Genomic DNA, 18583 nt, shown 5'->3' with positions numbered 1-18583 from the left:
AAAAACTTATAAAATAATAATAAAGTTTCTTTTAGCATAAAACTTATTGTGTTTCATCAAAAAAGCCAAACTTTCGTTTGGCTTTTTTGATGAACATTCACTTGAAAATTTAAGCGCCCGTTTGATAACTGGCTTGTGCAACGGCTGTTGATGCTTGATATGGATTTCTAAAATCATTTAGACCCGCAGCAGCTTCAAGAATGTCTTTACCTTCTTTAATAACAAAGGTATCAAAGCCTGAACGTTTCATGTAGTTCAAGACATCTTTAAACACATCACCTGTTGCACGCAGTTCACCTTGGAAACCTTGACGGCGTAATAGCGCTGCAAATGAATAGCCACGACCATCGTTAAAACCCGCAAAATCAATAAAGATGGCATCTAGCTGATCTAAAGGGAACTCATGCGTTTCAGGAGAAGCATCGACTGTAACAAGGAGTGCTTTTTTACCTGAAACTTGAGCCAATTGATCTAACTGCTCAACCGTTAAAACCACATCACCTTGCGGTAAAACACCCTCTTCACCAATCACTTGATAAGTATTGTCTGCAATCGAGCCATCTTTAGAGAGGACTTGTAGTGCGAGATTAAGCATATGCACGCTCCTTAAAGGGTTGAATGCCTACACGGCGATAAGTGTCGATGAATTCTTCACCCTCAGCACGAAGGTCAAGATAAGTATTTAAAATTTCTTCAACAATGTCTGGCACAACTTCAGCTGCAAATGAAGGACCTAAAATGTCACCAATTGAAGCATCATGATCGGCATTACCACCCAAAGTGATTTGGTAGAATTCAGCGCCTTTTTTGTCTACACCTAAAATACCAATGTTGCCCACATGGTGATGACCACATGCATTCATACAACCTGAAATATTCAGATCCAGTTTGCCAAGGTTATAAATGGTATCTAAGTCATCAAAACGACGTGAAATCGCTTCTGAAATAGGAATTGATTTCGCATTTGCCAGTGAACAGAAGTCACCGCCTGGGCAGCAAATAATGTCGGTTAAGAAACCAATGTGCGCACGTGCTAAATTGTTTTTTTCAAGAATAGCCCACAGTTCAAATAAATCTTTCTGCGGAACATCCACCAAAGAAATATTTTGCTCATGCGTGGTCCGCAGTTCACCAAAGGTGTATTTGTCTGCAAGGTCTGCAATCAAATTCATCTCTTCCGTGGTCACGTCACCCGGTGCAATACCCGTGCGCTTCAACGAAATCGTGACAATACGATAGCCCTTCACTTTATGCGCATTGGTATTGATATTGAACCACTGTTTGAATTTGGGATGCGCAGCAAACTGTTCAGAAAAATCTTCATCTGCATAATCTTGATAATCAAACGGTATAAATTCTTCGTCTAATTTCTGCAAAATTTCAGGCTGAATTTTTAAAGTTTTAATGGTGTGCGCAAACTCAGCTTCGACTTTTTCAGCAAAAACTTGAGGCGTCAACGCTTTCACCAAAATCTTAATACGTGCTTTGTATTTGTTATCACGGCGACCGTGTAAGTTATAAACACGCAGTACGGCTTCTAAGTAAGCAATCAGGTCTTCACGTGGCAAGAAGTCACGAATGAAACTACCAATCACAGGAGTACGACCTAAGCCGCCACCGACTTTAATTTTATAGCCAATTTCGCCCGCTGCATTTTTAACGATATACACCCCAATATCATGGAATGAGGTCGCTGCACGATCGGTTTCTTCAAGTGCTGATACAGCAATCTTGAACTTACGTGGCAAGAAAGCAAACTCTGGGTGGAAGGTTGACCATTGACGGATCAATTCACACGTTGGACGTGGGTCAGCCACTTCACCTGCAACAACACCTGCATATTGGTCTGTGGTCGTGTTACGAATACAGTTACCTGAAGTTTGGATCGCATGCATTTGTACAGAAGCTAGCTCTTGAAGCATGTCTGGAACATTTTCTAGCGCAGGCCAGTTAAACTGAATATTCTGACGCGTTGAAACGTGTGCATAACCACGGTCAAACTCAGTTGCAAGTTCTGCAACTTTGCGCAATTGCGTTGAGTTCATTAAGCCATAAGGCACAGCAATACGTAACATTGGCGCATAGCGTTGTACATAGAGACCGTTTTGAAGACGTAATGGGCGGTACTCATCTTCAGTGAGTTTTCCAGCTAAATAACGTTCCGTTTGGTCACGGAACTGTGCAACACGTTCATTGATCAGTTGCTGATCGAAATCAGTATATAAATACATGGCGTACAGCTAGTAGTTTCATTATAACGGCTGACAGCATAACGAGATTTAAACTATCAACAAAATGCGTTTTTTACATATTTCATAGCTGTTTTATTGATAAGGATAAGTAGATGTACTGTTTGTCCCTAATCCTAAAGGTTTTTTCTGATTAAAGTATTTTTTATTAGATACTTATACATTATTCAGCTAACTCCGTTCAGCCGATCACATACACACAAACCCATCCATTGCTACCGCATAAATTTTAAACCCAGCTTTCTGGGCAGATCTCAATTTTTCTATTCTTTTCTCGTCGTTACTTTGCCCTTTTAAGCCAATTGGACATAAAAATAGCCTGACGAATCAGGCTATTTGAAAGTTTAAATGACTACAAAAGATTATTTTGCATCGGGTAAGGCATATGCCACCAAAGCATCTCCCATCTTGGTACCAAATGAACCATGACCACCCGCCATAATGACCACATACTGTTTGCCATTGGCTTCATAGGTCATTGGTGTTGCTTGACCGCCCGCTGGTAGACGACCTTTCCAAAGTTCATCACCATTGGTCACGTTGATGGCACGGATATAATTATCCTGCGTACCACCGACAAACATCACATTACCCGCAGTTGAGATTGAACCACCAAGCATAGGCACCCCCATTTTAAATGGTGGTAATTGAATTCCCGGTAAGCTGTCACGGATCGTACCAATACGACGTTTCCATGCAACTTCATGAGTATTTAAATCCACACCCGCCACAAAGCCCCAAGCAGGTTGTTTACATGGCAAACCAAATGGAGACAAGAACGCACTGATCTCTACACCGTAAGGCACGCCATACATCGGTTGTACACCCGCTTCGGTGCCTGCACCTTTGGCTGTTTTCGGACGGTTTGGATCGGCTGGAATAAGCTTAGACACAAACGGTAAACCGATTGGGTTCATCACCGCAATTTGACGATCAGGGTTAACGGACATACCGCCCCATTCAAATACACCCAAGTTGCCTGGGAAAACCAAAGTTCCATTTTCTGAAGGTGGGGTATAAATACCGTCATAATTCAGTTTGTGGAAAGACACACGGCACATCAACTGGTCAAACATGGTTGCGCCCCACATTTGCTTATCCGTCAATTTCTCTTTTGGCGCAAGGTCAAAGTCTGAGAAAGGTTGTGTCGCAGAGTAACGCTCACCTTTGGTTTGCGGCCCACGTTTCACTGTTTGTGGTACAGGTTTTTCCGTAATTGGAACAATGGCTGCACCAGTACGACGGTCTAGAACAAAGGCATTACCTGTTTTCGTTAATACGTAAATGGCAGGAACCATTTTGCCTGACTTATCTTTAATATCCGTCAATGTCGGCTGTGATGGTACATCCATATCCCACAAATCATGATGCGTGGTTTGGAAGTTCCACACCAACTTACCTGTTGAAGCATTCAGTGCCAGCATTGAGTTAGCATAACGCTCATGCAACTCAGTACGGTTACCGCCCCAAATATCTGGCGTACCCACACCCGTTGGAATGTAAACCATATCCAAAGCTGCATCATAGGCTAATGGTGCCCAAGCATTCGGTGAGTTTTGAACATACTTTTGACCTGGAGCCGGAATCGCGTTCGGATCTTCTGCACCTGTGTCAAAGACCCACAACAATGCACCAGTATTCACATCATAACCACGGATCACACCTGAAGGTTCTTCAGTTGAATAGTTATCTGTGGTTGAACCCGCAATAATAATCGTCGTTCCTGTGACCACAGGTGGCGACGTTGGGATATAACCGCCTGGATAAGGGAACGGCATATCTTTTTGTAAATCGACTTCACCATTTTTACCAAAGTCAGTACAACGCTCACCAGTATCAGCGTTGATGGCAACTAAACGGCCATCATTCACAGGTAGGATTACTTTACGTGGACATAGCTCAGACGATGATTTTTTATGCTGCAAGCTGGCTTCAAAACCAGCCGTATTGTTCGCATCATAATAAGACACGCCACGACAGGTTAAGTGCTGAAAAGTATTGTCCGCTTTAAGTTTCGGATCAAAAGTCCATTTCGCCTTACCTGTAGCAGGGTCAAGTGCAACAAGTTTTTGGTGCGTGGTACAGATATACATATTGTCCCCAACTTTAATTGGGGTGACCTGATTGGTGGTTTCACCAGAGTCATTTTCTGTTTTAAAGTCGCCTGTGTTATAGGTCCAAGCGACTTTTAAATCCTTAACATTCTCAGAATTAATTTGCGTTAAAGGAGAATAGCGCAAGCCAGATTGAGTACGGCCATATGCAGGCCAGTCGCCATCAGCAACACCCGGAATGGACTGCGCGGTTGCAGGCTGCTTGCTGCTCAGCTCACCTCGAATTTCTTGAGGGTCATTAAATACAGCATAGATCATCACGGCAATAGTCACCGCCAGTGAACCCGTTAAAACCAGTTTTGCACTTTTTACGTTGTCAAAACCACGTGTGACCGCTGGAATGAGTAGCCATAAGCCAAATAAACCAAGGATATCTAAACGTGGCGCCAAGGCAAAGAAGTCTGAACCCACTTCCCATAAGCCCCAAACCACTGTACCCAAGACCAACAACGCATAAACGATTAATGCCGTACTTTTTAATTTTTGCAGTAGAACTGCAGTCGCGATGAAGAGTAAACCTGCAATGATGTAGTACCAAGACCCACCAAGTACTGCAAGATAAATCCCTCCTATCAGCAGGACTAAACCAAAGATCACAGCAATCACAGCTGTAAAAGTTTTAAGTCCTGAACCTGAAGACGGAGTACTCATATTGACCACCTTTTTCTTAGATTCTGTTAAAAGCTCATATCGTTTCAATATCGATATGAGCACCTAGACAGTTTTTAGATTTTAAGTATCTGTCCAAACGACTTATTTCGAACAGTTTTATGCTTTGAACAACCGTAAAAAGTATTTATCAACTTTGTTGGAGAAATACTTATCGATCTAGAAACTAAAATGCGGTCTGGAATTTAATTCCGCCGACCCATGCATTTTCACCATTTTTATACGCGCCTACATGGCGGATATATTGGATATTGGGACGAATGGTTAACCAGTTGGCTGCATGAATACCGTAGTAAATCTCGGCATCATATTCTTCACTTTGTAAGCCGCGGGCATCAACGCTGTTATTAGCAATATTTACGTCATTAACATCATCATTGATATTTATACGGGCTAGGCCAATCGCGATTTCGTCTTGAGGGCGAGCATCAAAAGCACCTTTATAGACCAAACCAATGTTCTGCATGTCGCGAACCGTATTGGTATCTGAATCATGTAGGGTGAGATTCACAAAACCTGTTAAACCACGTGCAGCATCACCGTGATGTGCTGTGAGTTGCTGCTTGGCAACAACCCAGCCGCCTTGTTTATGTGAGGTTTGCTGTGGGTTTTGAATGTCTGTGGCATCTGCCGAACTGTAGTAATAACCCGCACGATATTCGCCGGGTAATTTTTCAGCCCCGAACTGAGGAGACCACACCACTTCAGCAGGAATAATGGCCCCCTGCGAACCGTCAGTACTTAAGTTCCAGCCTTTGCCACGTTCTAAGTTTTCAGGGTTATATTCATACACCCCGACTTGTGCATACAGGTCTGGCCGAAGGTTATATTTGACTCGCGCAGCCCATTGGCTGACAGGCCAGTTGTACCACTGGTCACCGACCCAGTTACCAACTTGAGAGCCACAGAGCGCAAGGTTTTGGAAATCACAATCGAAACTGTTGAAATCTTCCCCTTCACCAAAACGACCGACTTTGATGTCTAACTTTTGATCCATGAACTTTTTCTTAATCCACAAATCAGTTAAACGCCACGTTTGACCACGTCCCCACACTTCTTGAGTGGAACTTAAATGCCCATCTAAAGCATCGGATGTTTGAGAAAGTGAACGCCCATTGCGCTGGGTAATGGTGATTTGGGCCTCAGTATCTTGCCAGCCCAAAATCTTGTCTAAATCGAAGTGCGTACCAAATGCAAACTGGTCTGCATATTCGGTACCATGACTTGAAGAATGTGAGGCATCGAGCAACGTTGCCATTTCACCCGTATAGCCAAAGCTAAAGTCGTAGCCTTTTTGTTGCAATGCACTGCGCTGACCATTCCAGTCACCCAGCATCCAAGGGCTTTCTGCCTCAAAGGCATTTGCAGCATACACACTTTGAAAGCAGCAACTGAGCGCTAAGAAACTGAGGTTAAAACACCAACTTCTTTTACATTTATTCATAATTGGTGACCTTTCTTACAAAATTACAACTAATCGATATGATACGCTTTATTTGTATAAAAACCCATTTTATGACGTTTTGTTGTTTTAAATCTATTCAAATTATCGCTATATGATATTCATAAAGAATCAAAACCAAGTGGTTTGCCTATAAATTCATATCTTATTTTTGAACGTGAAAACTTAATTGGACAAGCTAATTGTTGTTCGCTTTTTGTACTACCCTCTTGTAAAGGTACAGAAACCACCCACGCACGATCTTTAGCCAACTGCGAATCGAGTGCTTCATCCAACTTTAATACAGGCTCAACGCAGACATCTTGCTGCTGAAAAATTGCGTTCCACGTGGCAAAATCTTGGGTTTTAATTTTGTCTTTTATTGCTTGTTTCACCACCTGACGGTCTTCGGTTACCAATGAGGCTCCTTTTTCAGCCACAATCGGCAATTCTAAAATTTGTGCCAACCCATATAAAAACTGTGGCTCTAAACTCCCAATCGATAAATAACGTCCATCTTGCGTTTCATAATAGTCATAAAAAGTCGCACCATTGAGATAGCTTTGCTCGGGCCCTTGTTTTTCCTGCCCTGCTAAGCTCGCAGCTGCGGCCATGCTGCTGAGCCCTACCACACAGTCGGTCATGGAAATATCAATATACTGTCCCAAACCACTACGCTGTCTTTCAATTACTGCGGCTAAAATTCCAACCACACTATGCAAAGAGCCGCCTGAAATATCCGCAATTTGAATCCCCATTGGTGGTGGTCCACTGTGCTGTCGGCCACTATGTCCCGCGATACCTGACAAAGCCACATAGTTGATATCGTGTCCTGCTTTATTTTGATACCTCCCTGTTTGCCCATAACCCGTAATGGAACAATAGATCAAGCGCGGATTAATTTCAGATAAGGTCTGATAATCTAGTCCCAATCTTTGCATTACGCCGGGACGGAATTGTTCAATCACAATGTCATAGTCTGAAATTTTCGATTTGATCAGTTCAATATTGGCAGGATCTTTCAAATCCAGAGCGACAGCATGCTTATTTCGGTTGAGATAACTATGTGCAGTAGCCTGTCCATTGGCATAAGGTGGCATTAAACGGATCAGATCGGGGCGGGTTGGAGACTCGATGTGGATCACTTCTGCACCTAGGTCTGCTAAGTACATTGTTGCAAAAGGTCCGGGTAAAAGTGTAGAAAAATCGAGAACTTTCAATCCTTTCAATGCCATATCCATGTTTATTTTCTCTTTTTATGTTGATTTTTTAGCTATTTTAGAAATATAAAAGCAACAAAACAATGTCATGTTCAGCCATTTACCTTGATCATTTCGGCAATTTAACATGTAAAAAGGCAAAAAACTTTAGTGTAAATTGCCTAAAATACTTTTTTTAGCGTCATTTAGGTCAAACGCAAGTGAATATAAAAGAGACTGAAGGATTAAATATGAGCCGTGATACCATTAGTATCCATTTCGTCAATGCGGCTTTAACTGGCGTAAAACGTCTCGGCATGGATGTCGAAACATTACTTTCTCACGTAGGGATTGAGGCAGAACTGCTGCGTCAACCTAAAGCCCGTATTTCTCCAGAACAATATACTCGCTTCGTTAAAATGTTATGGATGGTGACCCAAGACGAACATGTTGGTTTCGATAAGCAACCACGCCGTTTAGGTACGTTTGCCATCATGTGTCAGCTGATTATTCATGCCAAAACCTTAGGTGATGCTTTAGAACTGTCTTCACAGTTTTATAAATTGTTTGGTGATGAGTGGTCGGTGACATTAGAGCGCGACAAGCATGAAGCTCGTCTTGTTCCTCAGATTCCAAAATCGATGGATCCAGATCACTTCATTACCGAAAGTATGCTAATGATTTGGCATGGTCTCGCATCTTGGTTGATTGAGCGTCGTTTACCGCTGGAACGTGTGCACTTTGGTTATGAACGTCCAACCCATGCAGATGAGTACGATGCCCTGTTCTTCGCACCTGTGATGCAGTTCGACATGCCGCGTACCGAAATCACTTTTGCAGCAGATTATTTGGACTTACCGATTCGTCAGAATGAAGAAACGTTAGAAGAGTTTTTAAAAGCCGCGCCTGCACAGTTGTTGGTGAAATTTAAAAACACCAACTCACTCACTTCACGTATTCGTGATGTATTGAAGAGTCAAATTGGTGAGGAAATGCCAACTCTGAATGATGTGGCTTCTATGCTGTATTTATCTCCACAAACGCTGCGTCGCCGCTTAGCTGCTGAAGGTAAAAGTTACCAAGGTGTGAAAGATGCATTACGTCGTGATGCCGCAATCCACCTACTGTTAAATCCGGGTTTAACTTTAGAAGATGTAGCACAGCAAGTAGGCTTTAGTGAAACCAGTACCTTCCACCGTGCTTTTAAAAAATGGACTGGGGTTACACCCGGTTTATATCGCCAATTACACGGCTATCACTAATTTTTTAGTTAGACGACGGTTCGGCACATTGCTAAACCCAAGATTTCGATCTTGGGTTTTTTTATGCCCAAATCTTCAGTCTATTGGCAAAAAGACTCATCTGACCTGACCCGTTCTAGTCATTGCATCACGGCCATTAATTTGTACACTCAAATGCATAACAACTTAAAAGTCATAAAAAGGAACAGCTATGAGCGAGGCTTATATCATTGACGCCATTCGCACACCACGCGGAAAAGGAAAGAAAGATGGTTCATTGCATGAAGTAAAGCCGATTACTTTACTTACAACATTATTGAATGAACTCAAAGATCGTCATCACTTAGATACCTCTAAAGTAGACGATATTGTCTTGGGGTGTGTTACTCCAATTGCAGACCAAGGTGGTGATATTGCTAAAACTGCGGCAATTGCAGCAGGTTGGGACAATGATGTTGCTGGTGTGCAAATCAACCGTTTCTGTGCTTCAGGTCTTGAAGCTGTCAATATGGCTGCACAAAAAGTACGTTCAGGTTGGGAAGATGTGGTTGTTGCAGGTGGTGTTGAGTCAATGTCACGTATTGCAATGGGTTCAGATGGTGGGCCATGGGCATTAGACCCTGAAACAAATTTAAAATCACACTTTGTTCCACAAGGGATTGGTGCAGATTTAATTGCAACATTGGATGGTTATACACGTTCAGATGTCGACGCATTTGCAGCCAATTCACAGCGCAAAGCAGCTGCTGCGCAAGCTGCGGGTTATTTCAATCAATCAATGGTTGCGATCAAAGACAAAGCCGGTGTGACCATTTTAGATCAAGATGAATTTATCAAACCAACTACTACAGCTGAAGGTTTGGCAAAACTCAATCCAAGTTTTGAAATGATGGGTGCAATGGGTTTTGATGCGATTGCATTACAACAATATCCAGAAGCGCAAAAAATTAACCATGTGCATCATGCAGGAAACTCATCGGGTATTGTCGATGGTGCAGCACTTGTATTACTTGCTTCCGAGAAAGCTGTCAAAGAACAAGGTTTAAAACCACGTGCCAAAGTATTGGCGACTGCATTGGTGGGTTCAGATCCAACCATTATGCTAACAGGGCCTGCACCTGCTGCTCGTAAAGCATTGGCAAAAGCTGGTTTAACGATTGATGATATTGATCTATTTGAAGTCAATGAAGCATTTGCATCAGTGGTGATGCGTTTTATGACGGAGTTAAAAGTTCCTGCTGAGAAAGTTAATGTGAATGGTGGTGCAATTGCGATGGGACATCCACTGGGTGCGACAGGTGCGATGATTCTCGGAACTTTACTGGATGAGTTAGAGCGTCAAGGTAAAAAGCGTGGCTTGGCAACATTATGTGTAGGTGGTGGCATGGGTATTGCGACCATTATTGAGTTGGTATAAGGAGAATAATAATGAGCGCAATTCAATATTTAAAAAATGACGATGGCATTATTATTCTGACTTTAGATTCTCCGAATCAATCAGCAAATACTATGAATGCAGATTTTCGTGTAGCTTTGGAAAATATTGTTTCTAAACTGAAATCTGAAACTTCTATTACAGGGATTATTTTTCGTTCAGCGAAAAAAACTTTCTTTGCAGGCGGCGATTTAGATGAGTTAATTCAAGCACGTTTGGAAGATGCCACGCCATTTTTTGAAATGATTCAGAAAATGAAAGCAGAGTTTCGCTATATCGAAACTCTAGGTGTTCCTGTCGTTGCAGCATTGAATGGTACGGCTTTAGGTGGTGGTTGGGAAATCGCTTTAGGTTGTCATGCACGTATTGCATTGAATGATCCTAAAACGAAGTTTGGTTTGCCTGAAGTAACTTTAGGTCTACTGCCGGGTGGTGGTGGTATTGTGCGTATGGTACGCCTTTTAGGCTTACAAAATACTTTTCCATTCTTAATGGAAGGTAAGCAGTTTGGTGTGGATAAAGCAAAATCTCTAGGTTTAATTCAAGACATTGCGGAAACACCTGAAGAGTTGATGGATAAAGCCATCGCTTGGGTAAAAGAACATCCAAAGTCGCAACAACCGTTTGACGTAAAAGGTTATAAAATTCCGGGTGGTGATCCTAAAACACCTGCGGTTGCGCAAATGCTGGCGATTGCTCCAGCGATGCTCCGTGATAAAACTAAAGGTTGCTATCCTGCACCTGAAGCAATCATGGCGGCTGCGGTTGAAGGTGCGCAAGTGGATGTAGATACAGCACTGACTATTGAATCACGTTATTTTACTTATCTTGCCACAGGTCAAGTTTCAAAAAACATGATCGGTACTTTTTGGCATGGAATGAATGCAATTAAGGCAGGTGCGAGTCGTCCTAAAGACGTTGCAAAATGGCAAGCAAGCAAAGTCGGTGTACTTGGTGCAGGTATGATGGGAGCAGGTATTGCTTACTCTACAGCAATCAAAGGAGTTCCCGTTGTACTGAAAGATGTTTCTGTAGAAAATGCAGAAAAAGGTAAAGCCTATAGCCAAAAATTACTGGATAAAAAGGTCTCCCAAGGTCGTATGACGGCTGAAAAGCGTGATCAGGTTTTAAGTTTAATTACAGCTACAGCATCTGCGGAAGATTTAAAAGGCTGTGATTTAATTATCGAAGCTGTATTTGAAAATCAAGAACTCAAAGCGAAAGTCACCCAAGAAGCCGAAGCATTCCTTGTAGAAGGTGGTGTGATGGCTTCAAATACTTCGACATTACCAATTACTGGTTTGGCAAATGCATCGAAAGATCAAGCAAACTTCATTGGTCTGCATTTTTTTAGTCCCGTCGATAAAATGCAATTGGTTGAAATCATTAAAGGTAAAAACACTTCTGCTGAAACTTTGGCAAAAGCGTATGACTATGTACAGCAAATTGGCAAAATTCCGATTGTTGTCAATGATAGTCGCGGCTTCTTTACCAGTCGTGTTTTTGGTACTTTTGTTCAGGAAGGTCTACGTTTATTGCATGAAGGTGTACATCCAGCTCGTATTGAAATGGCAGCACTCAAAGCAGGTATGCCCGTTGGCCCATTAGCCATTCAAGATGAAGTTGCATTAACACTTTCTGAACATGTTGCCAATGAAGCGCGTAAGGCGCTTCAGGCTGAAGGTAAAGATTTACCGCGTTCAGGTGCAGATGATGTGATTCAAACCATGATTCATATTTTTGACCGTAAAGGTAAAGCTGCTGGTGCGGGTTTCTATGATTATCCCGAAGGTGGTAAAAAACATCTTTGGGAGGGTTTGAGCCATTGGAAGCAAGATGTCGATATCTCTGAACAAGAAATGATAGACCGCTTCCTGTTTGTACAATCGCTAGATACCTTACGTTGTTATGAAGAAAATGTTCTTGAATCTGTGATTGACGCCAATATCGGTTCGATCTTTGGGATTGGTTTTGCGCCGTGGACAGGCGGTGCAATTCAGTTTTTAAATCAATATGGTTTAGATCAAGCTGTACAACGTGCCAGTGAACTTGAAGCGAAATACGGTGAGCGTTTCAAAGCACCGCAACGTCTGATTGAATCGGTGTCATCGGGTCAGATTCGCTAAAACTTCCACCTTAAAAAAGGGATCGGCAGATCCCTTTTTTGCGCTCTCAGCACACAACAAAATTAACCTGCTGATTCAGCATCTAATTTTGACTTATTTTAGTGCATTCTTTTCAAGCCCGACTCAGTTTTTTGTGTTATAAAGTTACATAGTTTTAGATTTATTTTTATTCAATTGGGCTGTTGCACATGACTGACAATACTTCTCCTGAAAAATCACCATGGGGTTGGAAAGCACTGATTATTGCTTTCATTTTAAGTGGAATTTTCTTAGGTATCTTCTACCTTGCGATCACCAATGAGCCTGACTATATGCCAAGTCAGCAAACGCAGCAAAACTCTCAGCAACATGCCTTTAAAAATGCGCCTGCAATGTCTGAAGAAGCCATGGCCAAAGCACAAGCGGATAAAGAAGCGCGTGAAGCAAGAGCTCAAGCAGCTTCTGAAGACACCACAGAACATGCAACCGCTGATGGGCGGCACGACATGAGTGCCGATGAACACGCGAAAATGTCATCTGAACATGGTCACTAATATGCTGTGACTAATAAAAAAGCCCTGAAAAATCAGGGCTTTTTTATGGATGATAAACGCATATGGATATGCGGAATACCACAATCCAAATACTCCTCACCCTCTTGCATAAAGCCCAAAGCCTGATAAAACGCTTGCGCATGCACTTGAGAAGACAAGACTAAAAATGGACGCTGTTGCTGTTGCGCATATGCAATCACCGCTTGCATCAGAACTTTGCCTACACCCAAACCACGATGTGACTTTAAAACTGCAACACGACCAATACTATGATTTTGCAAAAGTCGTGCGGTGGCAATGGCTTGATCTTGTTCATAGACCACAAAATGAACTGCGATTTCATCTTGCTCATCCCATTCATCTTCAACAGCAATGTTTTGCTCTTGAATAAAGACCTGCTCACGAATCATTTTCGCAGCCTGTTGCAACTCTTCCCATGTTCCATGCGTAATCTTCAAGCTTGGCATTTTCATTTCCCTATAAATCATCTCTATATTGGTCATTGCACTAAAAAGTGATGTTCAGATCAGCATTTACAGCCTACATCTTGCTGATCCCATTGATTATTCAACAGCAACTCCAGTGAATGCTTTTGAATACCATACATCTCTTTCAAGGCTTGAATTTGTGCCAAGACAGCAACATCGGGCGCTTGATAATCCTTACGCTTGGTTGCCAAAATCATTTTATTTTTGCTGGTATGCTCAAGTGCTACAAACTCAAACACTTTGGTTTCATAGCCATAGGCTTTGAGTAATAAGGCACGAATAGTATCGGTCAGCATTTCAGCTTGCTGTCCTGCATGAATGCCAAACTGCAACATGGGTTGTAACACAAGCGGAGCTTTCAGTTGTGGTCGTAATTCTTTATGACAACACGGCGCACACATGATCATTTCGGCATTTAAACGAATGCCGGTATGAATCGCAAAGTCAGTCGCGACATCACATGCATGCAGCGCAATCATCACATCGAGACGTTCAGGCTGGTACGTCCGAACATCACCCTGAAAAAAATCAAGTTGCTGAAAATCCGACTTGTTCGCAACCTCCTGACAGAATTGCACCATCTTGCTGTTTAGCTCAACCCCAGTCACAAAAGGATTCAGTCCTTGCTTCAGCAAATAATCATACAAAGCAAAGGTTAAGTAGCCCTTTCCTGAGCCAAAATCGACCACGCGCAGTTGTTCAGGCAGTTGAATATGATTCAGAGCCCCTGAGAAAATTTCGACAAACTTATTAATCTGCTTCCACTTACGCGCCATACTAGGAATGATTTGCGCTTTTGCATCGGTAATACCAAGCGGCTGTAAGAAATAACTGTCTTGATCAACAAAACGCTGTTTGACACGGTCATGACCTTGCTGCTCAACAGCTTTGGTTACCGTTTTATTTTTACTTTGCGTCAGCATGGCTTTCTTCTTGTTCTTCTTCAGTTGCAACTCTTGTTCAGTTGTCAGCAGATTGGCTTGTTTACACTGCGCCAAAAGTGCAGTTACCGTATCAAGTGCTGTGTCTAATGAATAATTTTTGGTGACATCTTGGGTTTTATGGCGATATAAACAACTCAATACAGGCTGTCCTTGCAACATGACGACTCGAAAAGTCATCTTCTCGAGTTGCTCAAGTTCACCCTGATATTGACTCAGAATCATCCGATCAAAACTTTGAGATTCAAGCGCTTGCTGGAAGGCTTGAAGGAATTGCTGCTCTTGTGCAGAGGACGATACCGAAACGGTCATAATAGAAACCAAAAAAAGAATTGCGATTAAATTTTAAAGCGTCTTACGCTAAATGCAAATTTGAATTACGATACAGTTGTATATTTTATAAAAATGCACATGACTTATGAGCGCTCACCCTGTTGTAAACTACGATCCAGTTGAAGAAAGAATCAATTTTATTAGCCATGCTATTGGAGCAGGTCTTGCACTCATAGCGGGTATTTTATTGATTATCAAAGGGTCTTACTTAGAAACAGCGCAGTGGATCGGGCTATGGGTCTATGCTTTGAGCCTATTTTTATTATTTGCCGCATCAAGCTTGTATCATTTTGCGGAATCTCCAGAGCGTCGCGGCTGGTATAAAAAATTAGATCACACTGCCATTTATTATCTGATTGCAGGAACCTACACTCCATTTTTGTCTATTGCACTGCCCACACAAAAAGCTCATTACCTACTCATTGCACTTTGGGTGATTGCACTCATTGGTACACTATTCAAGTTAGTTTTCATTCATCGCTTTGAAAAAATTTCACTGATTGCTTATCTGCTTATGGGTTGGCTGGCTGTACTGGTAATGGATGATATGCAACGCTTTTTATCTAAACCAGCTTTGACTTTTTTAATCATTGGTGGACTTTCCTATACCATCGGTGCATTGTTTTATGCGCTAAAAAAGGTAAGATATACGCACGCTATCTGGCATATTTTTGTATTGATTGGTGCAGGATCACATTTCCTGTCCATCTATCTTTACGTGATATAACCCGCGCGCACTACATTTTTTAGCAACCCTAATTCCGTAGTCTGCCCGAGGAACATTCGTATTTTTTTAAAAAATTACGCCTTTTTTAAAAAGATGACGCTTTTAAAACTCAGTTCGACTATTTTTTAAGTGTAAGGTCTACCATGGCGTCATTAAATACTGCTGTTGCTGAACAGCAGCCTGTAAACTCAAAATTCCGCGTACTTACAGCCAGTCTGGTAGGTACAACTATCGAATTCTTCGATTTTTATATTTATGCCACTGCGGCTGTCATTATTTTTCCGTACCTGTTCTTTCCAGCAAGTACCGATCCAATGACTGCGACCATTCAGTCTTTGGCAACCTTCGCGATTGCCTTTATTGCACGCCCGATTGGCGCTGCACTCTTTGGACATTTAGGTGATCGTATCGGCCGAAAGGCGACCTTGGTTGCAGCTTTGCTGACCATGGGACTTTCAACCGTGTGTATCGGCTTATTGCCCACCTATGCACAAATTGGAATTGCCGCACCATTACTGCTTGCGCTGTGTCGTTTAGGTCAAGGTCTCGGCTTAGGTGGTGAATGGTCGGGTGCGGTATTGCTTGCCACAGAAAATGCACCCGAAGGTAAACGTGCTTGGTATGGTATGTTCCCCCAACTGGGCGCGCCGATTGGCTTTATCTTGGCAACTGGTTCATTCTTAACGCTGGGTCATTTTATGACTGAAGAAGCGTTTATGACATGGGGCTGGCGTATTCCCTTTATCTCAAGTGCGTTATTGGTAATTGTAGGCCTGTGGATTCGTTTACAACTTCATGAAACTCCGGCGTTCCAGAAAGTTTTAGACAAGCAAAAAGAAGTTAACATACCGTTTAAAGAAGTGATCACCAAACACTGGGGCATGTTGATTTTAGGTACCATTGCAGCCATTTGTACCTTTGTGGTGTTCTACCTCACGACGGTATTTGCTTTGCAATGGGGTACCAAACAGCTGGGTTACACCCGCGAACAGTTCTTACAACTTCAACTGGTCGCAACCCTCTGCTTTGCTGCATTCATCCCCTTGTCAGCAGTTTTAGCGGAAAAATTTGGTCGTAAAACCACGTCTATTGCAGTCTGTGTTGCTGCAGCGTTATTTGGTTTAGTGTTCTCAAGCATGTTGGAATCAGGCAGTACTCTTATTGTGTTCTTGTTCCTGTGTATTGGTTTATCCATCATGGGTTTAACCTATGGACCAATTGGTACTGTGCTCTCTGAAATTTTTCCAATATCCGTTCGTTATACAGGTTCAGCGCTGACCTTTAACCTTGCGGGGATCTTTGGGGCATCATTTGCACCTCTCATTGCCACCAAGCTTGCAACCACCTACGGTTTACACGCAGTGGGTTACTACCTCACGGCGGCATCGCTTCTGTCATTATGTGCATTTTTAATGATCCGTGAAACCAAAAATGATGATGTAAATAATCAAATTTAACCCTGAATTTGATGTCTAAAAACCAGCACAATGATGCTGGTTTTTTTATACTGATCCTTTAACAAACGCTACAAAAACCATATTTAAAATCTGTCGTTTTACTTCAAAAATAGAGAGAAATACAAGGTGAATAGGGCTTAAAAATGGATGAAAAAATACAACAACTCACCAATGAACAACTCCTTGATGTCATCGTATTAGTTGAAGAAAATAAAATTATTCAAGCCATTCAATACATCGCCACACATACCGCTTTTCAATACGATGATGCACAAGAGATCGTGACTGAACTCACGAAGCGGCATGATGCTGCACTAAAAAGCATGTATCGCCATAAACGGCATCAACAACCACGCATATCAACCGCTGAATTAAGACACCACAGCTCCCTTGTGTCTGAAGGACGAAGCTTTACACAACAACAGCCGCAAAGCCCGCATAGCACAGCAGTGAATAACCTCGATGCAATACAAGACCTACACGCGCTCCATACAAAAAACCACAACCTTTGGATCGTCTTGGCTGTGGTCATTTTGGTTTTAAGCTTTATTTTTTATTGGTTCTAAACCCATCTTAAATCAGTTCAATAATATCGATCGTCGGTGGTACGCGAAAACGAAACGGCACACCCACCATACCTGTTCCAACAGTGACAAACACATCCGCATGTTCATGTCGGTACAAGCCTTTTTTGTGTCCTAATATAGATACTTTTTTCATTACATAGTCTGTGAGCCATGGCAGCTCAACTTGACCACCATGTGTATGACCCGAAAGCATTAAAGGACGGCTGGGTAAAGCGGGTATCATATCGACCGTGTCTGGATTGTGCGATAGGATGACCCAAGGTTTGTCCTGCGGTAAATGCGGCATAAAACGCATATCAGCCTTGCCTGCCCACAAATCCCCGACCCCAATCAAACGAAACTCTTCAAACTCAACAATCTGACCTTCAATATCAATAACATTATTCACCGTCAAAGCATGTCTTAACAAATTTTGAATCGGCGGACCTGGATATTGCTCATCATGATTACCATTGACCGAATAGACGGGTGCATTAATTTCTTGCAATACCTTTAACTCTTCTGCCAGTGTACTTTCAGGTTCATATGTCCAGTCGCCTGCAACCACCACCAAATCAGGTTTTTGTTCATTCAGCCGCTTGACGATAGTTTTCAGTTGTCGCTCATGCCCAGAAAAGAGACCAATATGTAAATCGGCAATTAAGGCAACACGAACAGGTTTGAGTAATTTATAATCTTCTTGGATTTGATATTGAGTGGTTTTGACATGCACAAAATGCGGTTCAACGAAACGTGCATAACACAGCACACCACTGACCAAAAACACAAAAATAGCTTCATGCCATGAATAATAGCCCTGAAAACCAGCATATATGCTAAAGAAAAACAAAGGAATGAGTAAATACGAGAGATAAAAAGCCAACAAATGCACAAAGGCCTTAAATGGATGAATGGTCTCCGTATTGGTTTGGCTGATCCATGCCTGATACACCGCCCACCCCGCTAGCAAGGCCATCGCAATATAAAAATAGAACACGACGGAGTGTGTATTGATCATAGACTTTTACTCACAAATTGTTCATCAAGAACTCATAATCTTATGT

General features: G+C 42.2%; 15 protein-coding genes. 7 read left to right on the top strand and 8 right to left on the bottom strand.

From position 1 onward, the window contains the following. Nucleotides 1-109: 109 nt before the first annotated feature. The 5 genes from JZ787_RS03680 to JZ787_RS03660 all read right to left on the bottom strand — a co-directional run bounded on the left by JZ787_RS03680 (nucleotide 110) and on the right by JZ787_RS03660 (nucleotide 7714). Complete coding sequence (locus tag JZ787_RS03680) at nucleotides 110-595, bottom strand: DUF934 domain-containing protein (protein WP_346311701.1); 486 nt, start codon at nucleotides 593-595, stop codon at nucleotides 110-112. Continuing rightward, the gene (locus JZ787_RS03675) at nucleotides 588-2231 is read right to left on the bottom strand and encodes a nitrite/sulfite reductase (RefSeq protein ID WP_262470694.1); all 1644 of its coding nucleotides are present in this window, start codon (nucleotides 2229-2231) and stop codon (nucleotides 588-590) included. Before JZ787_RS03675 ends, JZ787_RS03680 begins: the two co-directional genes overlap by 8 nt. A 380-nt stretch (nucleotides 2232-2611) precedes the next feature. Next, nucleotides 2612-5014: a glucose/quinate/shikimate family membrane-bound PQQ-dependent dehydrogenase gene (locus JZ787_RS03670; RefSeq protein WP_346311700.1), complete on the bottom strand. Its 2403-nt coding sequence runs from the start codon at nucleotides 5012-5014 to the stop codon at nucleotides 2612-2614. A gap of 184 nt (nucleotides 5015-5198) precedes the next feature. Beyond that, a complete protein-coding gene (locus tag JZ787_RS03665; protein WP_346311699.1) occupies nucleotides 5199-6476 on the bottom strand; it encodes a carbohydrate porin in 1278 nt (425 codons plus the stop codon). Between the two features lie 119 nt (nucleotides 6477-6595). Continuing rightward, nucleotides 6596-7714 carry a CaiB/BaiF CoA-transferase family protein gene (locus JZ787_RS03660; protein ID WP_346311698.1) on the bottom strand — a complete coding sequence of 373 codons (1119 nt, stop codon included), beginning with the start codon at nucleotides 7712-7714 and terminating at the stop codon, nucleotides 6596-6598. Nucleotides 7715-7923: 209 nt separating this feature from the next. Between JZ787_RS03660 and JZ787_RS03655 the strand changes: the two genes are divergently transcribed. The 4 genes from JZ787_RS03655 (at nucleotide 7924) to JZ787_RS03640 (ending at nucleotide 13007) form a co-directional block, all read left to right on the top strand. Further along, nucleotides 7924-8934 carry an AraC family transcriptional regulator gene (locus tag JZ787_RS03655; protein WP_004695134.1) on the top strand — a complete coding sequence of 337 codons (1011 nt, stop codon included), beginning with the start codon at nucleotides 7924-7926 and terminating at the stop codon, nucleotides 8932-8934. Between the two features lie 190 nt (nucleotides 8935-9124). After that, nucleotides 9125-10330: an acetyl-CoA C-acetyltransferase gene (locus JZ787_RS03650; protein WP_346311697.1), complete on the top strand. Its 1206-nt coding sequence runs from the start codon at nucleotides 9125-9127 to the stop codon at nucleotides 10328-10330. 11 nt (nucleotides 10331-10341) lie between these two features. Next, nucleotides 10342-12474: a 3-hydroxyacyl-CoA dehydrogenase NAD-binding domain-containing protein gene (locus tag JZ787_RS03645; protein WP_346311696.1), complete on the top strand. Its 2133-nt coding sequence runs from the start codon at nucleotides 10342-10344 to the stop codon at nucleotides 12472-12474. A 188-nt stretch (nucleotides 12475-12662) separates the two neighbouring features. Continuing rightward, complete coding sequence (locus JZ787_RS03640) at nucleotides 12663-13007, top strand: hypothetical protein (RefSeq protein ID WP_346311695.1); 345 nt, start codon at nucleotides 12663-12665, stop codon at nucleotides 13005-13007. A gap of 32 nt (nucleotides 13008-13039) precedes the next feature. Here JZ787_RS03640 and JZ787_RS03635 read toward each other — a convergent pair whose 3' ends face one another. Both JZ787_RS03635 and JZ787_RS03630 read right to left on the bottom strand, forming a co-directional pair. After that, nucleotides 13040-13474: a GNAT family N-acetyltransferase gene (locus JZ787_RS03635; RefSeq protein WP_218289093.1), complete on the bottom strand. Its 435-nt coding sequence runs from the start codon at nucleotides 13472-13474 to the stop codon at nucleotides 13040-13042. Between the two features lie 59 nt (nucleotides 13475-13533). Continuing rightward, nucleotides 13534-14748 (bottom strand): SAM-dependent methyltransferase, encoded by a 1215-nt coding sequence (locus tag JZ787_RS03630; protein ID WP_346311694.1) that lies wholly within the window; start codon nucleotides 14746-14748, stop codon nucleotides 13534-13536. Between the two features lie 106 nt (nucleotides 14749-14854). On the opposite strand from JZ787_RS03630, the gene JZ787_RS03625 reads away from it, so the two are divergent. The 3 genes from JZ787_RS03625 (at nucleotide 14855) to JZ787_RS03615 (ending at nucleotide 17519) form a co-directional block, all read left to right on the top strand. After that, a complete protein-coding gene (locus tag JZ787_RS03625; RefSeq protein WP_087012470.1) occupies nucleotides 14855-15496 on the top strand; it encodes a hemolysin III family protein in 642 nt (213 codons plus the stop codon). A gap of 143 nt (nucleotides 15497-15639) precedes the next feature. Continuing rightward, the gene (locus JZ787_RS03620; protein WP_168158279.1) at nucleotides 15640-16953 is read left to right on the top strand and encodes an MFS transporter; all 1314 of its coding nucleotides are present in this window, start codon (nucleotides 15640-15642) and stop codon (nucleotides 16951-16953) included. 143 nt (nucleotides 16954-17096) lie between these two features. Beyond that, nucleotides 17097-17519, top strand: coding sequence for a hypothetical protein (locus JZ787_RS03615; protein ID WP_168158280.1), 423 nt, complete (start codon nucleotides 17097-17099; stop codon nucleotides 17517-17519). Nucleotides 17520-17526: 7 nt separating this feature from the next. Here JZ787_RS03615 and JZ787_RS03610 read toward each other — a convergent pair whose 3' ends face one another. Next, the gene (locus JZ787_RS03610; RefSeq protein WP_218289096.1) at nucleotides 17527-18537 is read right to left on the bottom strand and encodes a metallophosphoesterase; all 1011 of its coding nucleotides are present in this window, start codon (nucleotides 18535-18537) and stop codon (nucleotides 17527-17529) included. Between the last annotated feature and the right edge of the window lie 46 nt (nucleotides 18538-18583).

Source organism: Acinetobacter sp. BWR-L5 (genome assembly GCF_039655985.1).
In the GTDB taxonomy this organism is placed as follows: domain Bacteria; phylum Pseudomonadota; class Gammaproteobacteria; order Pseudomonadales; family Moraxellaceae; genus Acinetobacter; species Acinetobacter johnsonii.
This window is presented reverse-complemented; position numbering and strand designations above follow the sequence as displayed.